Below are 19,446 nucleotides of genomic sequence, written 5' to 3' on the forward strand. Positions count from 1 at the left end.
AAACCGCAAGGCTTCTTCCTTTCTCCTGACGATTAAGGGTTCGGCGGCGCTTCCAGCCACGCGAACATTCCCGCGAGCACCCGCATTCGGGTCTCCTGCGGCATATGATGCCCCAGCCCTTCCAGAGAGGTCAGGGCGGCAGACTTGCCGAGCCTGCGCAGCTCGGCGTACATGCGCTCGCCGTGGCCGTAGTCCACCTGCGCGTCTTCGGTCCCGTGCATGATCAGCACGGGACAATTCAAGCGCTTCGCCATATGGATCGGCGAGCGTTCGAGATACACGTCCGGCAGCTTGTACGCCGAACCTTTGACGACCCGTTTGAGCATGCGGCGGAGATCGATCCGCTCCTCGTACGTGACGGCCAGATCGGACAGGCCGCCCCAGAGCACAAGCCGCGAAGCGTGTTCTTCGATCGCCGCGTCCGTCGCGTTGATCGAGCCGCGCGAGAAGCCCAGAACCGCGATTCGGGCCGGATCGGCCCCGGGAATCGCGCGGGCCAGCCGCACGGCGATCCGCGAGTCCTCCAGATCGGCCCCGCCGAATTCGTCATGCCCGACCCCGCTTTCGCCTCCGCGGTAGCAGGGCGCCATCACGATCCGGCCGAATGCCGCGAATTCGGCCAACCAATCGAGGCGAACCCGGCCCACCCGGCCGATCCCGCCCCGGCAGTACACCAGCACCGGATAAGAACCCGGCGCTTCCGAATCGGAGGCGCGGTCGAGCTCCCGCGCCCCGCTGCTGACGTCTTGGGCTTTCGGCCGCTGCGCAGCCGCAGCCCGTGCGTCGGCATCTTGCACTTTCGGCCGCTGAGAGGCCGCAACCTGTGCGTCGGCGTCTTGGGCTTTCGGCCGCTGCGCAGCCGCAACCCATGCGTCGGTCTCTTGCACTTTCGGCTGCTGAGAGGCCGCAATCTGTGCGTTGACGTCTTGGACTTTCGGCCGCTGCGCAGCCGCAGCCCGTGCGTCGGTACCTTGCGCTTTATGGCGCTCCATGGCTGCTGCCGCGCCGCTTTCCGTCTCTGGCACCGTGAACCCCGCATCCCGCCGAGCCGCTTCTGCCGAATTCTGCGCGCTCGGCAGCAGGCAAGCCACCGCTTCGGCCGTCAGTTCCTCGTCGCCGCATTCGCGCCTCAACCATGCCTCGATACCCTCGGCCGTCGTTTGCGCTCCGGCAGGGAAAGCGAGATAACCCATCACGCGAAGGCCGCCGGACAAATAAGTGATCCGATAAATCATGTCGATCTCCTTTCGCGCCGCTGCGCCGAAGTTGTATAGTACTCTGTACCAAGTAAAGGTAAACCCACTATTGATCTGGCACGGAGTAAGAGTCGAAAGAGGTATTCTTTATCTTACCCCGACCGGGATGCGTCTTCCAAATCCGCGTCTTTTTTGCGAAACGCTTTTTCGGGCGGCTTTCTTCGGCACGCCCGGCGCGAAGCCGCAATCTCGCTGCCCGAAGCGTCGCCGCCGCCGCTCAGCGCCCGCGCCCGACGCGGTTTTCCGCTGCTGCCGGCGAACTTTCTCGACTTTTTTTCTATTTTTTAGCGATAACCGATACAAATTCCGCAGACCCCCCGTCTTCTCAGTGTATATACGGCAAGGAAGAGCGGCCGCACTTCACAAGGAGGTTTACCCATGAACAATCCACAATCGGAATCCGATGCGTTTCGCGCGGTATTTCTCGAATATTATCCCGGCGTGCGCCGGAAATTGATCGCGATGGTCAAAGACGAAGCGACGGCGGAAGATCTGGCGCAGGAAGTGTTCCTGCGGTTGTATCGCAATCCGCCGGACGATCCGAGGGTAATCGGAGCTTGGCTGCACCGGGTCCTTACCCGGATCGCTTACGACCACACGGATCATCTGGTCCGGCAGCGCAAACTTCAGGAGAAGCAGCAGCAGTATTTCGACCGCGAACGGTCGGGCGAGAACGGCGAAGACGCTCTGGTTCGCAGCGAAGAACGCCAGCAGGTGACGGAGCTGCTCGAAGAGCTTCCCGAACGCGACCGGCAGGTGCTGATGCTGCGTTACTCCGGTTACAGTTACGCCGAGATCGCCGAAGAGATTGCCGTCAATCCGCCGCGCGTCGGCTCGCTGCTCAGCCGGGCGGTCGACAAACTGCGAAGACGCGCCGAGAACAAACCGAACGGATTGGAATGGTAACCGACCGGCTTAACCGCGAATTTTGATCGCGAAGACGTTCATTTTATGAAATCCGACATAGGTGCCGCAAGGCGCGATTCAAATCGAATCTTCAAGGAGGCAGTACACAATGACAACAATCAACAACAATGAGCGGGAGCGGGAACTGGCGAACCAAGCTTGGGCCAAGATGGAAGAACGCTTGCGGCAGGAACCGGCCAATCCGGCTTGGGCAACATGGGAAGCGCGCAAGAATGAAGCTTTGCAATCGTCCGCAGACGAAAGCGATCGCGTTTCCGCTTCGGAAACCGCCGACTTTTCTTCGCAACCTTTGACAGGCTCGCCTGAACGTCCCGCTGCTGCTCAAGCCGAAAAAGGTTCCGCGGAAGGCTCGCCGAGCGCCGTTCCCGCAGCTTCGTCCGCTCGCCGCCGCTTGTCCGCCAAAGCTCGCAAAAATATCGTTCGGCTGGCTGTGACCGCCGCTGCCGCGGCCGCGATCGTGACAGCCGTTACGCCGGCCGGCAATAAGGCGCTGGCGGATGTACTGAACAAGTTCACCATGCAGGACGTGGTACTCGTTCAAGAAAACGATATGCGCAATATGGTGCAGCAGGTCTTTAACGGCGAAGAACCGATCGAATCCAAGAACCGTTACGGCACCTTCGAGAACATCTCGAAAGGCCGATTCGAACCGAACGAAACGCCGCAAACCTTTATCAAGAAACTCGGCTTCAAGCCGATCGTCTCGCCTGACGGAGCGGAAATGCGGATGAACATGTCGCTGGGAAGCCAAACGATCATGAAGCTGAACGTGGCGGAAGTCAACGAGACGATGCGCCGACTGGGCGCGCCGTATCTGTTCCCGCAGGAAGCGGACGGCAAAGCGATCACGCTGAACTATCCGGATTCGATCAGCTACAACTTTGATCTGAACGACGACGACGGCAGCGATTGGGCTACGTTGACTCAATCGGAGGCGCCGACCGTGGATTTCGACGACTCGTTCCCGTTCGACGAAACGATGAACGCCGTCATCAATTTCCCGGGTCTGCCGGGCGACTTGAAAGACAGCTTGGAACGTTCGGCCGTATCCAGCGGCGAGCTTCCGCTCGTGATGTACGCCAACGGCGAAGGTCATCAGATCGAAGTCAACGGAGTCACGGCGACTTACACGTACGACGCGCAGCATAAAGTCTACGACGCGTTCTGGAAAAAAGACGGCGTATTGTACGAATACAGCGCGGCAGAAAGCTTCCGCAAAGACGAAGCCGGTTTCCTCACATTCCTGAAAGGGTTGGTCGCGCAGTGAACGTAATTCCGAATGCGGCGATGCCTGCCGTTCATACGCAAGGACTCAGTAAAATTTACGATAACGGACGCGGCTGCAGGAACATCACGCTGACGGTAGGGAAAGGGGAAGCCTTCGGCTTCCTCGGTCCCAACGGAGCGGGCAAAAGCACGTTCGTCAAAATGTTGGTCGGACTCGTGCATCCGAGCGAAGGAGCGGGCAGCCTGCTCGGTCATCCGATCGGCTCGCTGGAAGCGCGGCGGCATATCGGTTACCTGCCGGAACTGTACCGGTATCCCGAGTGGCTGACCGGCGAAGAAGTCATGAAGCAGCATGCGGGCCTGCTCGGCATTCGCGGGGCGGAAGCCAAGATCCGCGTCCGCGAAGGGCTGGACCAAGTCGGCATCGGCAGACGAGGCTCGGACCGCGTCAAGCAGTATTCCAAAGGCATGCAGCAGCGTCTCGGCTTGGCCTGCGCGCTGCTCGGGCAGCCCGAAATCCTGTTCCTCGACGAACCGTCGTCGGCGATGGACCCGGTCGGACGCCGCCAGGTGCGCGAGCTGCTGCTGGAGTTGAAAAAGCAGGGCACGACGCTGTTTCTCAACTCCCACTTGATGGAAGACGTCGAAGCGGTCTGCGACCGGATGGCGCTGATGCTGAACGGCGAGATGATCCGCGAAGGTTCCGTGACGGAGATGCTTAAAGTGAAAGTCCGCTGGCGATTCAAAGTCGGCGGATTTTCGCCCGTTTTGCTGGATTGGCTGCGGGAAGAAAGCGGACTGCGCGTATCTTGGGCAGAACCGCAATCGGGCAAAGCGGACGCGGACGTCGGCGACGATTGGGAGAAGCCGGTCTGGCTCGAAGCCGAACTCGAAGACGAGAATCAGGCGGGACGCCTGAACGCGCTGATCGTCGAGCAGGGCATGACTTTGTACGAAGCTTACGCGCAGCGCGAGAAGCTGGAAGATTGGTTCCTGCAAGCCGTAGCCGGTCGGGACCAAAGGGGGGAACGCGGATGAAGACGATTATCGCGGCGACGTGGCAGGAGATGCTGCGGCGCAAAATGCTGCTGATCACGTTGGTGCTGACGCTTCTTTTCATGGGCGTATTTTGGTTTATCGCGGATACGATCGCCTTAAAAGGCCAGAGTTCTTCGGACTTGCTGGCACGCTTCGAGCGGCGCGGAGCGACTTTGGGGTTGGGCTTCTTTTTCGGCGGATTCGTGGTCGCGTTCCTGGCCATCTTCAGTTCCTTCTCCGTCGTATCGGGCGAAGCCGAACAGGGCGTGCTTCAATCGGTGCTCACCCGGCCGATTCCGCGCTGGAAATGGTACGTCGGACGCTGGATCGGTTACGTTTCGCTGATCGGCGCTTATTCGCTGCTGCTGTTCGCGGCGATCGTATGCATCACGGCCGCACATTCGGGGATGACGCGGGATTACGGCGATATGGCGGTGTCGCTTCTGCTGTTTCTTGTCGCCGTTCCGGCATTGGTAAGTGCTTCCATGCTCGGTTCCTGTTTGTTTTCCGGGATCGGCAACGGCGTATTCATGACCATGCTCTACGGAGCGGGTTGGCTCGGCGGCATGGTGGAAAAAGTACGCAGTTTCCTGCCCGTCGAGCCGGACACGGAGCAGACGCTGTCGCGGATCGGAGCGCTGCTGTCGCTGCTGATGCCTGCCGACGGTTTGAACCGCCGCATGCAGTACGTGCTGACGCAAGGCGCGGGAGAAAGCATTCCTTTTCTGACCGGGGGCAATCCGCCTTCGAACACGTTCGTGATCTACTCGCTTTGTTTCACCCTTTTTGCTTTCGTTCTCGGATTGTGGTTATTTAAGAGAAAGGATCTTTGAGATCCGCGAAAGGGGAATGAATCATGGGCAGGCAAACGTATCAGATTCCGTTCGGCGCGGAACCGGCCAAGCGGGCGACCAAAGGCACCTTGATCTTCTACGATTCGTTCGAACAGATCGAAGACGAGCAGTTAGAACGCGCCGCGAATGCGGCCAAAGCGCGTTCGTTCGCGCATCTGGTGCTGTATCCGCTGCATGAAGCGACGGTGAAGCGCCTGACGGGCGAGACGGCCAGCGCTTTTTACAAACGGGACGACCGGCTGCACGAATGGCGCAAAGAGCAGAATATCATGCGTAACGTCAGCGTGGAGAATTGGGACGGCAAACGCAAAAAGTACACGCCGCTCGAAGCCGCGCTGCGGTTTATCGAAGAAAAATATCCGTCTCCGCTGTTTCTGTATCTGACGCCGGATAACGCGAACCGGTTCGCTTCGTTCGCCACGTTCGAAGAATGGATCGTGCGGATTCGGCTCGTGCTGGACGAAGCGCCCGGACGTCTCCATCCGCGGCTCGAGAAATACCGGCATCGCTGGGATACGGTCGACGAGCTGCTCAGCAAAGCGAAGCCGGAAGAACGGAATGGACGGACGGATTCACAATAGTTTCGGAATACGAAGGTTCGAGTCTGAGCCGTTTCCTTTAGAATAGACGGGAACGGTTTTTCAGGCTGTTCTTTTTCGGAAGTCAATTGTGAAAAATATCTCAAACGGAGCGAGTCCGATCGGAAAGAGGAAGAAGCGATGGAAATCGTCAAACATTCGGCGTTCGAAAAATCGAAAAAGAAAAAGAATCATAAAACGGCTTTGCTGCTGCCTCTGCTCCTGCTCCTGCTCCTGCTCCTGCTCCTGCTGCCCGGCTGCGATCGCGGAACGGAGCAGCTCGCGGCCGCGCCGGAAGCGATCGCGGCGGAACGCGACGTCACGCTGGCGGTCGCGACCGATCTGCATACTTTGAGCGACCGTCTGACGGACGGCGGACAGGCGTTCGACACGTACGTCCATGCCGGAGACGGCAAGCAGCTTAATTACAGCGCTGAACTGCTCGATGCGTTTACCGATCAGATCGCGGCGGAGCATCCCGACGTGCTGATCCTCAGCGGAGATTTGACCAACAACGGCGAGCTGGAGAGTCACGAAGACCTGTCCGCCAAGCTGCAAAAGGTGGAGAAAGCGGGTACGCGCGTCTATGTCATTCCCGGCAATCATGATCTGCTCAATCCGTGGGCGCGCAGCTTCAAAGCGGATAAACATTACAAAGCGCGGTCCGTCACGCCCGAGCAGTTCGTGCAGATCTACGGCGAATACGGCTACGGCGAAGCGGCTTCCCGCGATAAGGATTCGCTCAGCTATCTGGTCAAGCCTTCCGGCGATCTGTGGCTGCTGATGCTGGATACCAGCAAATACGCGGACAATGCCAAGCTCGGTTACCCCGAGACGGACGGCGAACTGAAACCTTCGACGCTGAAATGGATCGCGGATTGCGGCGAACAGGCGAATCGGGCAGGAGCAAGAATCATTCCGGTCATGCATCACAACTTGACCGATCACAGCGACGTGATTCAAGACGGATTCACGCTGAACAACGCGGAAGAAGCGCAGCGGGTATTCGCCAAGTTCGATATGACCCCTTCGCTCAGCGGGCATATCCATATTCAGCATATTGCCCGCGTCAAGCAGGAAGGGAAGACGTTATACGATATCGTGACCGGCGCGCAGTCCGTTTCTCCGAATCGCTACGGCCTCATGCATTACGATGCGGACGCGCGCAAATTCGATTACGAAGCCCGTACGACGGACGTGGAAGCATGGGCGAAACGCACGGGCAGCCAAGACGAGAACCTACTGAATTTCCGGCAGTATTCGCGGGACTTTTTTGCGGGCTTCGGCTACAAGATGGCGTTCAAACGGCTGATCGCGGACGACACGTATACGACGCGGCAGGTCGAAGCGATGGCGCGGACGATGGCCGACGTCAATGTCAGCTACTTCGCCGGCACGCAGGAGCAGGACCGCGAAGCGATCTTGGCTTCGGAAGGGTATAAGCTGTGGCAGCAGGCCGAAGACGGGAATTTTGCCAAACATTACGTAGAGAGCATCGTCGGACAGTCGGGAGCGCAGGATAATCTGTCGTTGACCCTCGATTTCCCCAAGCCGACTCCATAAGTCTTTTTGAACGAAAACGTTTGAAATCGAAGACCTGCCGTTATACGATGGAAGCGAATACAAAAATCGGGGTTCGCGCATATTCGAGATGCCGTTTCTCCGAACCGAATCGATTTCAGCGTACAGGGAGGATCTTATGTTAAAAGGATTGACGCGTGCCGGACTCGGCGCGATCGCAAGCGACGAACAGTTCTTGCAGCTCGCGGCCGCCGGAGGCTTCGGGGCCGTGGATATGGATGCCAGAGGCTTGATCGAACGTTACGGCCGGGAAGGCGCTTGCGAGCAGCTTGCGGAATACGGATTGATCTTGGCTTCGATCGATCTGCCGGTAGAATGGCGGGCGGACGAAGAGACGTTTCTTGCGGGATTGCCGGCTTTGACGGAAGCGGCCGCCGCCGCTCGCAAACTCGGCTGCACGCGCTGCTGTACGTACGTGCTGCCTTCGACGGATCATCATCCCGCGCATTTTATGGCGCTGGCGACTTGGCGTTTGCGTACCTGTGCCCGAATTCTCGGGACTTACGGCATTCGGCTCGGCTTGGAATTCGTCGGTCCGCATCATCTGCGGACCGCTTGGAAGCATCCGTTCATCCGGAGCATGGAAGAGACGCTGGATTGGATCGACGCGATCGGCGAGCCGAACGTCGGTCTGCTGCTCGACGCGTATCACTGGTATACCAACGAATCGGGAGTCGACGACCTGCTGCGGCTGCGGCCGGATCAGATCGTCCATGTGCATCTGAACGACGCGAAAGACGTTCCTGTCGAACAGGTATTGGACAACGATCGGGTGTATCCGGGCGAAGGGGTGATCGATCTGGCCGCTTTCCTGCGCGCGCTTCGTGAGATCGGGTATACGGGTCCGGTCTCGCAGGAGATTCTGACTCTCGCGCCGCCGGAAGAAGAACCGGAACGGCTCGTGCAGCGTTCGCGCGAAGGATACGATAAAGTGTTTGCCGCCGCGGGACTGATCTGACCGCCGCCTAGCCGTTCCGCCGCCCACGGGCGAGGAACGGCTTTCGGCGTCGGCCGATTCGCGTTTCGCCTCTCGCCAAGATTCCTTTTTCCGGTTATAATGACGTTTGGCCCGATTGCGAACCGTTTAACGATTCCGGGTCTTTCAAATCGCATGACAATGGAGGCTTACGCGCATTTTGACCACTACTTATCCGTTTGCGTTCGACCCCGCGGCTCCGTTTCTGGATCAGGCTTCCGATTGGATCGCGGACGTTTTTTACGATATTTTGCCCGAAGCGGGTTTCGAGACCCGCGACGAACAGATCTTCATGGCGTTCCAGTTGGAGCGCGCTTATAAAGAAAAGAAGACCATTTTCGCCGAAGCCGGCGTAGGGACGGGCAAGACGCTCGTTTACCTGCTGTATGCCGCGCTCTACGCCCGCTATACGCGCAAACCGGCCGTTATCGCGTGCGCGGACGAATCGCTGATCGAGCAGCTCGTCAAGCCGGAAGGCGATATCGCCAAGATCGCCCGCCATCTGGATCTGAACATCGACGTGCGGCTCGGCAAGTCGCCCGATCAATATCTGTGCTTGAACAAGCTCGACGACGCTCGCGGAACGGGCTTCGAAGGCGAGACGTTCCAAGAGATTTACGAAGAACTGCCGCCGTTCGTGCATTTTCCGGACACGCTGCAAGCTTTCTATCCTTACGGAAGCCGCAAAGACTATCCGGAACTGGACGACAGCCAATGGAACAAAGTCGGTTGGGACGTGTTCCAAGATTGCCTCGTGTGCAGCCGCCGCCACCGCTGCGGACAGACGCTCTCGCGCGATCATTACCGCAAAGCTTCCGATCTGATCATCTGCTCGCACGACTTCTACATGGAGCATGTCTGGACGTACGAAGCGCGCAAGCGCGAAGGTCAGCTGCCGCTGCTGCCTGAGCATAGTTCCGTCGTGTTCGACGAAGGCCACCTGCTCGAGACGGCCGCTCAGAGCGCGCTGACTTATAAACTCAAACATTCGGCGTTCGAGTCGATCGTGACCCGTCTGCTCGAAGGCGAAGTTCGCGAGACGCTGGCGCTCTCCGTCGAGACGGCGATCGAACGCAGCGACGATCTGTTCGAGCTGCTGGCCCGCTTCAGCACGCCGGTTCCGGCTTCGGACCGCAGCGAACTCGAATTGACGGACAAGCTGATGAAAGGCGTCGAGGCGTTCCGCGCCGCGGTGGACGCGATCGAAGAAGAGATCGTGTTCGAGAGCGGCATGTTCAGTCTGGACGAATATCAACTGCGCATCGTCGAAGAGCATCTGGAGATGATGCAGACGGCGCTGGCTTTGTTCAAGAATCCGCGCGAACTGATCTGCTGGACGCAGGACGATCAAGGCGATCTCACGCTCGTGTTGATGCCGAAGAAGGTCAAAGAAGTGCTGAACGAGCGCGTCTTCGGCCGCAACATGCCGATCGTCTTCTCGTCGGCGACGCTGTCGGCGGACGAATCGTTCGACTATATCGCGGACAGCCTCGGCGTGAACGAATATCTGTCGTTCTCGGTGGCTTCGCCGTACGATTACGAAGCCAGCATGACCGCCGCGATGGATACGGAGACTTCCGTCCAAGCGAAGACGGATCACGTGCTCCGGGTGCTGGAACGCCGCGCAGGAGGCACGCTGCTGCTGTTCCCTTCGCGCGAAGAGATGGACAAATTCCGCGCGGAAGCCGATTCGCGTCTGGAATTCGCCGAATTCCCGATTCTGTACGAAGGCGATGCGGAGATCAGCCGGCTGATCTCCGAGTTCCAGAACGGCACGCAAGTTAACCTGTGCGCGGTCACGTTATGGGAAGGCCTCGACGTGCCGGGCGATTCGTTGAATCACGTCATCGTTTGGGAGCTGCCTTTCCCTCCGAACGATCCGGTCTTCGCGGCGAAACGGCGAGAATCCGCCGACCCGTTCGGCGAAGTGGACATGCCGCATATGCTGCTTCGGCTTCGTCAAGGCATCGGGCGTTTGATCCGCACGAGCGGAGACAGCGGCCGCGTGGATATTTTCGGAGAAACTTTACGACAACCGGACGTGCGCGAACGGGTAGCGGCTCTGCTGCCGCGCAGCGCCGTCATGAAGGAGAATTAAGATGGAATTTACGGAATATACGGTAGAGAAGATCCGCGACGCTTTCGGCATCGTGCAGGGCGAACGGTACGAGTTCATGCTCGAGTTCGAAGTGGACGAAGAAGACGAACTGTACACGCCTCAAGGCCTGCTGCTGCGCGTGATTTACAGCGTGGACGGCGAGAATCGCCGAATCGTCAAACACGAGATCATCGAACGCGGCACGCAGAAAGTGCTGGACTTCGATCTCGAAGACGACGAGTTGGAAGAGACCGAAGCGTTCTGCGCGGCGCATTACGCGGAGAGCGAAGAACAATAATCGGCAGCTCGATCCGCAGCGGATCGGCCGATGCCCGAACGAGCAGAACCCCCGACTCTTCGATCGCGAAGAAGCGGGGGTTCTGCTCGTCTAACGGACTTTGCGAAACCGCGGATCGGTCAGATCGTTATTCGGCCGAAACTTTGGGCTCCTGAACGATTTCTTCGCTCAGCTTCAGCAGCAGCAAGCTGACGTCGTCTTTGAACGACCAATCGATATAAGCGGTTTCCAGATCGCGCCCTACAAGGTCGCGGATCGGAATGCCTTCGATGAAGCGATCCAGCTCAAGCTCGCGTTTGGCGATGCGAAGCTGTGTGTTGAAGCCTTTTTTGACCAATTTTTTCTCGAGGCTGATCAGCAGGCCTTTGCGGATGATCATCAGGATATCGTCGTCCAGACGGAAAGATTCGATCTTGACCGGTGTTTTCTGGACTTTTTCCGTGATCGATTCGATGTCGCTGTGCAGTTGGGCTTTGCCGTTATACAAATCTTCCGGCATCGGCTCGTCGAGAGGAACCAGAAACGCGGCGATCATCGAAGTGTTGTTCTCGACTTTCCAATCCATAAACGCGTATTCCACGCGGCGCCCGGACAGCGCTTCGATCTTGGGGGTGAGCGCAGGGAAAATAAATTGTTCGAGCAGGATATACACATGCGAGTAACGTTCGTCCGGATCGTCGGGCAGGCGGGAGTCGCCGGGATCGACAAGTCCTCGGTAAAAGATCAAGCAGCACCGATCGTTCGCCCGAATTTCGATCGAGTCGGGCTGTTTGCCGAATTGGGTTTTGCAAATCAGATCGGAATAAGCATTCAGCGAGCGATACGATTCGTTGTTCGACATCGATAAGCCCCTTTCTAACAGTTATGAGAGGGATTAACCCAAAATTGCTTCAAGCAATCGTTCTTTTGCTGCATTCTTTCGCGGGCCGCGTCCGACGAACATTCGGCGTTCGAAAGCAAGCTTCGAAGCGGCATTACGCTTTCGTATGAACCGCAAGTCCTGTATAGTCGAGAGTACGAAGAGATGACCGGCCGTTCATCCGGCACGATAGCAGGGAAGGAGAGAAGCATATGCTTGAATTGCGGCAAATCTCGAAAACGTATACCACCGGCGATTTTACCCAGACGGCGCTCGACGGGGTCAGTCTGACGTTTCGCGAGAAGGAATTCGTGGCGATCTTGGGCCCCAGCGGCTCCGGCAAAACCACCTGCCTCAACCTGATCGGAGGGCTCGATCGTTATGACGGAGGCGATCTGCTGATCGACGGGCAGTCGACGAAGAAATTTCGCGACCGCGATTGGGACGCGTACCGCAACAACAGCGTGGGATTCGTTTTTCAGAGCTACAATCTGATCGCCCATATGAGCATCGTCGGCAACGTCGAGATGGGGATGACCTTAAGCGGCGTCGGTCCGGCGATTCGTAGGCGCAAAGCGGAAGAAGTGTTGAAGCGCGTCGGCCTCGAAGACCATATGCACAAAAAGCCGGGCCAACTCTCGGGCGGGCAGATGCAGCGGGTCGCGATCGCACGGGCGCTCGCCAACGATCCCGATATCATCTTGGCCGACGAGCCGACCGGAGCGCTCGATACGGCGACCAGCGCGCAGATCATGGATCTGATCCGCGAGATCGCCGGAGACAAGCTCGTGATCATGGTCACGCATAATCCGGAGTTGGCCGAGCGTTACGCCGACCGGATCGTGCAGTTCCGCGACGGACAGGTCGTCTCCGACAGCCATCCGCCGGAGAGCGGGAGCGCGGCTTCCGATTACCGGCTTAAGAAAACGTCGATGGGTTATCTCACCGCGCTCAAGCTGTCGGGCCGCAATATCGCGACCAAGAAGTGGAGAACCGCGCTAACCGCGTTCGCTTCCAGCATCGGCATTATCGGCATCGCGCTGATTCTGTCGCTCTCGAACGGGTTCGACAAGCAGATCAGCAAATACGAATCTGGCGCGCTGTCCAATTTCCCGGTAACGATCAGCCGGACGGCGGCCAATATCGACTTCACCCAGCCGCCGCCGGGTACGCCGGGAGGCGCGGAGGTCGAGCTGCCGGAGTTTCCGGAGGTCCGCGAAGTGTATCCGTACGATCCGGCCGCCAACACCGTGCTGCATCTGAATACGATCACGGGCGATTACTTAAGTTATCTGAACGCCGTCGACCCCGCGCTGCTCGACGGCATCTCGTATACCCGCGAAGTGCATCTGAACGTGCTGAAGCGCACGGCGGACGGGCAGGTCTCGGGCGTCGATCTGAGCGAAGCGGGATTCGCCGCTTATCCGTCCAAACCGCAGTCCGTCGGAGGCAGCTATATCCGGCAGGTGTACGACGCCGTCGCCGGAAGCTATCCGTCCGAGCCGACCGATATCGCGCTGGTCGTGGACGAATACAATCGGATCGATAAATCGGCGATGGAGACGCTCGGGTTCGAATACGACGCTTCGTCCGTGGACTTCGACAAGATCGTCGGCACGCGGTTCAAGCTGATTCCGAACGATCTGTTCTACCGAGCCAAAGGAGACGGATTGTTCGAACGGGCAGGAGCGCCGGACTTGAATCGCGTCTACGAAGATTCGCGGACGATCCCGTTGACGGTGACCGGCATCATTCGCAAAAAACAGGATTCGCCCCTGTCCGCCATGGACCCGGGAATCGCTTACTCCGACGAGCTGGCGCAGCGATTCATCGAAGACGCGAAGTCGTCCGCGGTAGTCGAAGCGCAGGAAGCGAATCGAACCGTGAACGTCGTCAGCGGGCAGCCGTTCAGCCGCGCGGGCGGATTGTCTTTGCTCGGCGGCATGAATTTCGGACCGCCGGGGATGACGGGCGGTTCGTCCGGCATGACCGATCCCGCGGACGCGACGACGCAGCAGCAGGCGCTGGTCTCGCTCGGCGCTTCGTCGCAGCCCGCTTCGATCTCGCTGTATCCGAAAGATTTTAACGCCAAAGAAAAACTGACCGCGTATCTCGACGATTGGAACGCAGGCAAAAGCGCCGACGAACAAGTCGTCTATACCGATCTGGCGGCGACCGTGACCAGCCTGTCGAGCGGCATCATGAACGGAATCACGATCGTGCTGATCGCGTTCGCTTCCATCTCGCTGTTCGTGTCTCTGATCATGATCGGGATCATCACTTACATCTCCGTGTTGGAGCGCACCAAAGAGATCGGCGTGCTGCGGGCGCTGGGCGCGCGCAAGAAAGACATCACCCGCGTATTCAACGCGGAAACGTTCATTATCGGCGCGGCTTCCGGGCTGCTCGGGATCGGCATCGCGTATCTGCTGACGATTCCGATCAATATCGTGCTCAAATCCATGACCGATCTGTCGGGCGTGGCGGTGCTGAATCCGCTGCATGCTTCGGCGCTCGTCGCGCTCAGCGTGGCGCTGACGATGCTCGGAGGATTTATTCCGGCAAAGTTCGCCGCGCGCAAAGACCCGGTCGCGGCGCTGCGGAGCGAATAAGTCGGCGCGCGGGCTTGAGACTGTTTCGCCGTCCGGTTTCATGGGGAAAAAGCAGTAGAGCGAGTCGGCGCAAGCCGGCCCCGATTCCCCTGCGAGGAGGTCCTGCGACATGAAGAAACTGCTGCGTACGGTCGGAACGATCGTGACCGTGATTACGACCGCCAAACAGGTCATCAATCTGGTGCAAGGTATGCGTAAGCGCCGTTAAGAGGCGTGATGCGCACAAGCCCTTTCGAGGGCTTTTTTAGTTTTTGAATAAAAGGTTGACAGACTGAAGAAAATGATTTATCTTTAATTCAAGAGATTTAAATTAAAAGAGATGCAGCAGCCGAACAGGCAGAATGCGCAAGGAGGTGAATTCCCATGACGGAACAACGGCAAGCGGCGGATCCGGAAGAAACAGGCGCGATCGAAGCCGATGCGGCGGAAGAGAACGCGTCGCTCAAGCTGTTCGTGATCCTCTCGAAAGCTTATAAGAACGTGATGGACCGCGCGGTCAAGGACATGAAGAAGCATGGCCTGTCGCCGTCCGAATTCACCATTCTCGAAGTGCTCTACAACAAAGGACGTTTTCCGCTTCAGCAGATCGGCGAGAAAATTCTGATCACCAGCGGCAGCGTCACGTACAACATCGACAAGCTGGAGAAACGCGAGCTGTTGAAGCGAGTACCGAGTCCGAACGATCGGCGCGTGATCTATGCGGAGATTACCGAGAACGGCCGGGCGCTGTTCGACGAGATTTTCCCGCAGCATGCGGCCGAGGTACGGCGGATCATGGGCGGCTTGAACGCTCAAGAGACGGAAGCGGCCTCGGAACTGCTCAAGAAGCTCGGCAAAGGGGCGGAACGCGGATAGCGTGCCGTCTTCTCGGAAAAGGAAATCTTTTCGCAGGTCAAATACTTTGAAGTCAAGAAATTCAAAATAAAACCTATCATCGAAGGAGCGATAAATATGACTTTGCAAACGGCAGGCATTCACCATATCACGGCGTTCGCGGGCGATCCGCAGGCCAACGTCGATTTCTACGCGGGCGTGCTGGGACTGCGTCTGGTCAAAAAAACGATCAACTTCGACGCGCCGGACGTCTACCACTTGTATTTCGGCAACGAAGAAGGCGCGCCGGGCACGATCATTACGTTCTTCCCGTTCCCGGGAGCGCGCAGAGGCCGGATCGGCGGCGGTCAAGTCGGATTTACCACTTACGTCATTCCTGCGGGAACTTCGGAATTCTGGAGAGAACGGCTGCGGAGCTTCGGGATCTCGTTCACGGAAGCGGACCGGTTCGGCGAACATTATCTGCAATTCAAAGACAACGAAGGCTTGCAGCTCGAACTGGTGGAACGCGAAGACGGCGCGGCGTCGACTTGGACGTTCGGCGGCGTGCCGGCGGACAAAGCGATCAAAGGTTTCGGCGGCGCGGTGCTGTACAGCGTCGATCCGCAGCGTACGGCCTATGTGCTGGAATCGGTGCTCGGCATGGAAAAAGTCGGCGAATTCGCGGGCTTCGCGCGCTTCCGGGCGACGGGCGAACTGGGCAACCTGATCGATCTGCCGATGACGGCGGTTCCTCGCGGCGCGGGAGGCGCGGGCACGGTGCATCATATCGCATGGCGCGCGGCGGACTTCGACGAACACGAAATGTGGCGCGGCGCGGTGAGCAGCGGCGGCTTCCAACCGACGCCGGTCATCGACCGCCAGTACTTCCATGCGGTATACTTCCGGGAAGAAGGCGGAATCCTGTTCGAGATCGCGACCGATCCTCCGGGATTCGCCGTGGACGAAGATCCGATGCATCTCGGGGAAGAACTGATGCTGCCGGAATGGTACGAAAACAAACGCGCGCAGATCGAGAACGGCCTGCTGCCGATCGAAGTCCGCGAGCCGGGCAGCCGTACGCAGGGATAACGACATTTCGAGAGGAGACGATAACTCATGAAACATATTTTCCGAAAAGGCACGAACGACGCGCTGCCTACGATCGTGGTCTTCCACGGTACGGGCGGCACGGAGCAGGACTTGATTCCGCTGGCTGAAATGATCGCGCCGGGCGCGTCGATCTTGTCGCTGCGGGGGAACGTATCCGAGAACGGCATGTCGCGCTTTTTCCGCCGCTTGGCGGAAGGCGTATTCGACGAAGAAGACCTCGTGTTCCGCACGAACGAGATCCGCGATTTCCTGAAGGAGGCTTCCGAGCAGTACGGATACGACGTCTCGAATCTGGTGGCGCTGGGTTATTCGAACGGAGCCAATATCGCGGCGAGCCTGATGTTCCATTTCGACGGCGCGTTCCAAGGCGCGCTGCTGCACCATCCGATGGTCCCGATGCGCGGACTCGATCTGCCGGACATGAGCGGCGTGCAGGTATTCGTGGGCGCGGGCCGCAACGACGGCATGGTCCCGGCCGCCAATACGGAAGAACTGATCGAACTGCTCGAAGGCGCAGGCGCGGCGGTCAAAGCGAACTGGGAACATTTCGGCCATCAACTGACGCGGACGGAAGCGGAAAGCGCTCGGCGCTGGTTCGCGGAGCATTTCGCGGGTTGAACGCGAAACGAAACAGACTGAATGCAAATCGAATAGGAAGAACCTTCTTTCGGGAAGGTTCTTTTTTATGTGTTTTTCGGTTCTGATTCCCCGATCAACCAGATCTCGCCTTCGTAATGGTATCCGTCTTCGCCCTCGATGACTTCAAGGAACCCGCTTTGCCGCCAATCGGCAGGGAAAGACAATCCCCATTCGGCTTGCAGGCTTCGGGCAGCCGGAAGAGGCGTCCAACGCCCCGGTTCGTCGTTTCGTTCGAAAAAGCTTCGGAAATAATCGTCGCCCTCGAACAGGATAATCTGCGAACTCCATAACTGCGGCAGATCGACGGCGACGACTGCGCGGTACGTGCGTCCGTTGTCCGGCTTCAGATCGGCAAGGCGCGCGGCTCCGTCCATCAGCGCTTGCAGGCAAAGCCTTTTGGTTCTTCTCGGCGTCCGGCTCGAAGTCATAAACTTGTAGTCGGCAGGCAGATGCAGATGCCAATAGCCGTGCTCGAAATCGTCGGGAAAAGCCGCGGTATGGGCCGCGATCTCTTCAAGGATTCGGCGGGTTCGGCGTTTGACTCCGCGAATTTTCGGGGTTCGCATAGGGGACCTCCTTGCTGCGCTCCGTTTGAATTCGAGGAGCGGAGCTTCTTTGTTTTATTCTAAACCGTCGGCTTGCGCTCCGCCAAGCGGCCGTTTATCTTGCCCTCGGCCGCGAACGCAAGCTAAACTGGAAGCAGAAGAATATGTTCGCGGCGAACAGATAAAGGAGGTGCAGGATCGTGCATTTCGGACCGCTAGGCGAAGGTTGGGCGACAACGGATGGGAGTATTTGTTCGCCGCAGGAAGCCTGATCTGCGGCGGAGAAAACGCGCTGATCGGCTGCCTGCCCGCGACGCTGATCGCGTATCGCGATTTCGAGCAAGAAGACCGGGCGGACGTAAAAGATTCGTTGGCGACGTACAGCGTATACCGACGGGTATGGGAGATCGCGCCAAACCGTGACGATCGGGCAGAAAAGGGGTAACCATTCGATGAACGAAATTTCGGACGATACGATCTTTTTCAAACAAGAGCTGTCGGAACGATATGCGCTGCCGGAATCGGCGTCGGTTCTTCTTCGCGGCGGCCTGCTTCAGCCTTCCGAGCTCGAAGAGTACGCGGGCGTACGGTTTGCCGACGACCTCGAATTCGCGGAAGGAACCGGTCCGCGAACAGGCGGACGCTGTCCGATCGCGTATGTTTGGGAGCGGACGGCGGAATATCTGGTGATCGAATCGGGCAGCGGCGAGATACGGGCTTGCGGGCCGGACGGCGGCAAAAGCGTATTCGTAAATACCGATCTTTCTTCATTGCTGCGCTGTTTGAACGCGTACCGCGAGTTTCGCCGCCGTCGTCCGCCCGTGCCGCAGCCTTTGACGTTGAACGCGGAAGAAGCGCGGCGGATGCTGGAAGCTTTTCGCCGCGGAGAGATCAAGCCGAAACGCACGACCGAAGAGTCGGCTCGCCGGGAAGCGGACGAACGGCGTGAAAGGCTTGAACTGCGCGCGCTGCGCGATACTTTGCGCCGCGAAGATCCTGCATGTCTCGAACGCCGTGGAACTTGGTGGAAAATCGTATTGGAGCAAGTCCGGGACGGATTGATTTAGAACGCGCGAATAACAGACATGCGGAAAGGATTTGTTTATGGAAATCATTCTCTTGATCGCCGTCGGCATGATCGCTTCGATCTGCGGAGCGGTGGCCGGACTCGGCGGCGGATTCATCATCGTGCCGGTACTGGCGCTGATGTACGTCATTCCCGTGTCCGATATTTCGGGGACGTCGATGGCGGTCTTGTTCGTCAGCGCCATCTCCAGCACGATCGCTTACGCGGGGCAAAAAAGAATCGATTACCGCAGCGGCCTCTCTTTTGCCGTGGCGATGATTCCGGGTTCGATCCTCGGCGCATGGACGACCGGGGTAGTGGAAAACCGGGTGTTTTTCGTTTCGCTGGGCATTTTCCTCGTGCTGATGGCGATCTCGATCAACTTCAAACCGACGAAAAGCCGCTCGGGTTTCCTGAAACCCAACGTCAGCCGCAGCCTGCTCGACGCTTCGGGCATCCGGCACGAATATGCGTTCAATATGACTTTCGCGGCGGGCGTCGCCTTCTTCGTAGGCTTTCTGTCCAGCTTGTTCGGCATCGGCGGAGGTTCGGTGATGGTGCCGACGATGATCTTGTTTTTGGCATTTCCGCCGCATATCGCGACCGCGACTTCGATGTTCTCGATCCTGCTGTCGGCGTTCGTCGGCACGGTCTCGCACGCGGTGCTCGGCCATGTGATGTGGGACAAATTTCTGTGGCTTGCGATCGGCGCGCTGGCGGGCGGACAGATCGGCGCGAGAATCGCTTCGAAGATTCCGGCGATCGCGGTCGTGCGCGTGCTGTCGGTCTGTTTGCTGGTCGCGGCCGTGCGGCTGATGTTTAAAGGCTGAGCACGCAAACCGTCGTAAAAACGAGCGGATAAAAAATCGCCATCGGCGCGTGCGGTTCGATTTCTGAGCGTTCGCGGCTGCTCGCGAAAAAACCGGACATGCACCTGTCCGAGTTGATGCGATAACCTAAGCGAGA

19 protein-coding genes are annotated in these 19,446 nt (G+C 58.4%); 16 read left to right on the forward strand and 3 right to left on the reverse strand.

Annotated features, from left to right (window positions below):
* Positions 1-32: 32 nt before the first annotated feature.
* On the reverse strand, positions 33-1,235 hold the full coding sequence (locus CDO73_RS16795) for an alpha/beta hydrolase family protein (protein WP_256972731.1): 1,203 nt from the start codon (positions 1,233-1,235) through the stop codon (positions 33-35).
* 399 nt (positions 1,236-1,634) lie between these two features.
* Between CDO73_RS16795 and CDO73_RS16800 the strand changes: the two genes are divergently transcribed.
* The 9 genes from CDO73_RS16800 to CDO73_RS16840 all read left to right on the forward strand — a co-directional run bounded on the left by CDO73_RS16800 (position 1,635) and on the right by CDO73_RS16840 (position 10,833).
* A complete protein-coding gene (locus CDO73_RS16800) occupies positions 1,635-2,162 on the forward strand; it encodes a sigma-70 family RNA polymerase sigma factor (RefSeq protein ID WP_088489688.1) in 528 nt (175 codons plus the stop codon).
* Between the two features lie 109 nt (positions 2,163-2,271).
* A complete protein-coding gene (locus CDO73_RS16805) occupies positions 2,272-3,450 on the forward strand; it encodes a hypothetical protein (RefSeq protein WP_088489689.1) in 1,179 nt (392 codons plus the stop codon).
* A complete protein-coding gene (locus CDO73_RS16810) occupies positions 3,447-4,448 on the forward strand; it encodes an ABC transporter ATP-binding protein (protein ID WP_306437533.1) in 1,002 nt (333 codons plus the stop codon). Before CDO73_RS16805 ends, CDO73_RS16810 begins: the two co-directional genes overlap by 4 nt.
* Positions 4,445-5,281, forward strand: a complete 837-nt coding sequence (locus tag CDO73_RS16815) for an ABC transporter permease (protein ID WP_088489690.1) — start codon at positions 4,445-4,447, stop codon at positions 5,279-5,281. Before CDO73_RS16810 ends, CDO73_RS16815 begins: the two co-directional genes overlap by 4 nt.
* 23 nt (positions 5,282-5,304) lie before the next feature.
* The gene (locus tag CDO73_RS16820) at positions 5,305-5,883 is read left to right on the forward strand and encodes a hypothetical protein (protein WP_088489691.1); all 579 of its coding nucleotides are present in this window, start codon (positions 5,305-5,307) and stop codon (positions 5,881-5,883) included.
* A gap of 138 nt (positions 5,884-6,021) precedes the next feature.
* Positions 6,022-7,443, forward strand: coding sequence for a metallophosphoesterase (locus CDO73_RS16825; protein WP_088489692.1), 1,422 nt, complete (start codon positions 6,022-6,024; stop codon positions 7,441-7,443).
* A 136-nt stretch (positions 7,444-7,579) separates the two neighbouring features.
* On the forward strand, positions 7,580-8,419 hold the full coding sequence (locus CDO73_RS16830; protein WP_088489693.1) for a sugar phosphate isomerase/epimerase family protein: 840 nt from the start codon (positions 7,580-7,582) through the stop codon (positions 8,417-8,419).
* Between the two features lie 178 nt (positions 8,420-8,597).
* A complete protein-coding gene (locus CDO73_RS16835; protein ID WP_088489694.1) occupies positions 8,598-10,535 on the forward strand; it encodes an ATP-dependent DNA helicase in 1,938 nt (645 codons plus the stop codon).
* Between the two features lies 1 nt (position 10,536).
* A complete protein-coding gene (locus CDO73_RS16840) occupies positions 10,537-10,833 on the forward strand; it encodes a DUF6509 family protein (RefSeq protein ID WP_088489695.1) in 297 nt (98 codons plus the stop codon).
* A gap of 127 nt (positions 10,834-10,960) precedes the next feature.
* On the opposite strand, the gene CDO73_RS16845 is transcribed toward CDO73_RS16840, so the two are convergent.
* Complete coding sequence (locus CDO73_RS16845) at positions 10,961-11,674, reverse strand: Na-translocating system protein MpsC family protein (protein ID WP_088489696.1); 714 nt, start codon at positions 11,672-11,674, stop codon at positions 10,961-10,963.
* A 230-nt stretch (positions 11,675-11,904) separates the two neighbouring features.
* On the opposite strand from CDO73_RS16845, the gene CDO73_RS16850 reads away from it, so the two are divergent.
* The 4 genes from CDO73_RS16850 to CDO73_RS16865 all read left to right on the forward strand — a co-directional run bounded on the left by CDO73_RS16850 (position 11,905) and on the right by CDO73_RS16865 (position 16,848).
* Positions 11,905-14,304: an ABC transporter ATP-binding protein/permease gene (locus CDO73_RS16850; protein WP_088489697.1), complete on the forward strand. Its 2,400-nt coding sequence runs from the start codon at positions 11,905-11,907 to the stop codon at positions 14,302-14,304.
* Between the two features lie 363 nt (positions 14,305-14,667).
* Positions 14,668-15,159 carry a MarR family winged helix-turn-helix transcriptional regulator gene (locus tag CDO73_RS16855; protein WP_088489698.1) on the forward strand — a complete coding sequence of 164 codons (492 nt, stop codon included), beginning with the start codon at positions 14,668-14,670 and terminating at the stop codon, positions 15,157-15,159.
* A 96-nt stretch (positions 15,160-15,255) separates the two neighbouring features.
* Positions 15,256-16,209, forward strand: coding sequence for a ring-cleaving dioxygenase (locus CDO73_RS16860; protein WP_088489699.1), 954 nt, complete (start codon positions 15,256-15,258; stop codon positions 16,207-16,209).
* 27 nt (positions 16,210-16,236) lie between these two features.
* Entirely contained in the window at positions 16,237-16,848 is a 612-nt protein-coding gene (locus CDO73_RS16865) for an alpha/beta hydrolase (protein ID WP_088489700.1), read from the forward strand.
* A gap of 65 nt (positions 16,849-16,913) precedes the next feature.
* Here CDO73_RS16865 and CDO73_RS16870 read toward each other — a convergent pair whose 3' ends face one another.
* Entirely contained in the window at positions 16,914-17,435 is a 522-nt protein-coding gene (locus CDO73_RS16870) for a DUF3916 domain-containing protein (RefSeq protein WP_088489701.1), read from the reverse strand.
* Between the two features lie 205 nt (positions 17,436-17,640).
* On the opposite strand from CDO73_RS16870, the gene CDO73_RS16875 reads away from it, so the two are divergent.
* From CDO73_RS16875 to CDO73_RS16885, 3 genes are read left to right on the forward strand one after another with little or no spacing between them, the layout of a single operon-like run.
* On the forward strand, positions 17,641-17,859 hold the full coding sequence (locus CDO73_RS16875; protein ID WP_088489702.1) for a hypothetical protein: 219 nt from the start codon (positions 17,641-17,643) through the stop codon (positions 17,857-17,859).
* A gap of 7 nt (positions 17,860-17,866) precedes the next feature.
* Positions 17,867-18,481, forward strand: a complete 615-nt coding sequence (locus CDO73_RS16880; RefSeq protein WP_088489703.1) for an SUKH-4 family immunity protein — start codon at positions 17,867-17,869, stop codon at positions 18,479-18,481.
* A 37-nt stretch (positions 18,482-18,518) separates the two neighbouring features.
* Positions 18,519-19,310, forward strand: a complete 792-nt coding sequence (locus tag CDO73_RS16885) for a sulfite exporter TauE/SafE family protein (protein WP_088489704.1) — start codon at positions 18,519-18,521, stop codon at positions 19,308-19,310.
* Positions 19,311-19,446: the final 136 nt, after the last annotated feature.

It is taken from the genome of Saccharibacillus sp. O23 (assembly GCF_002205895.1).
Taxonomy (GTDB): domain Bacteria; phylum Bacillota; class Bacilli; order Paenibacillales; family Paenibacillaceae; genus Saccharibacillus.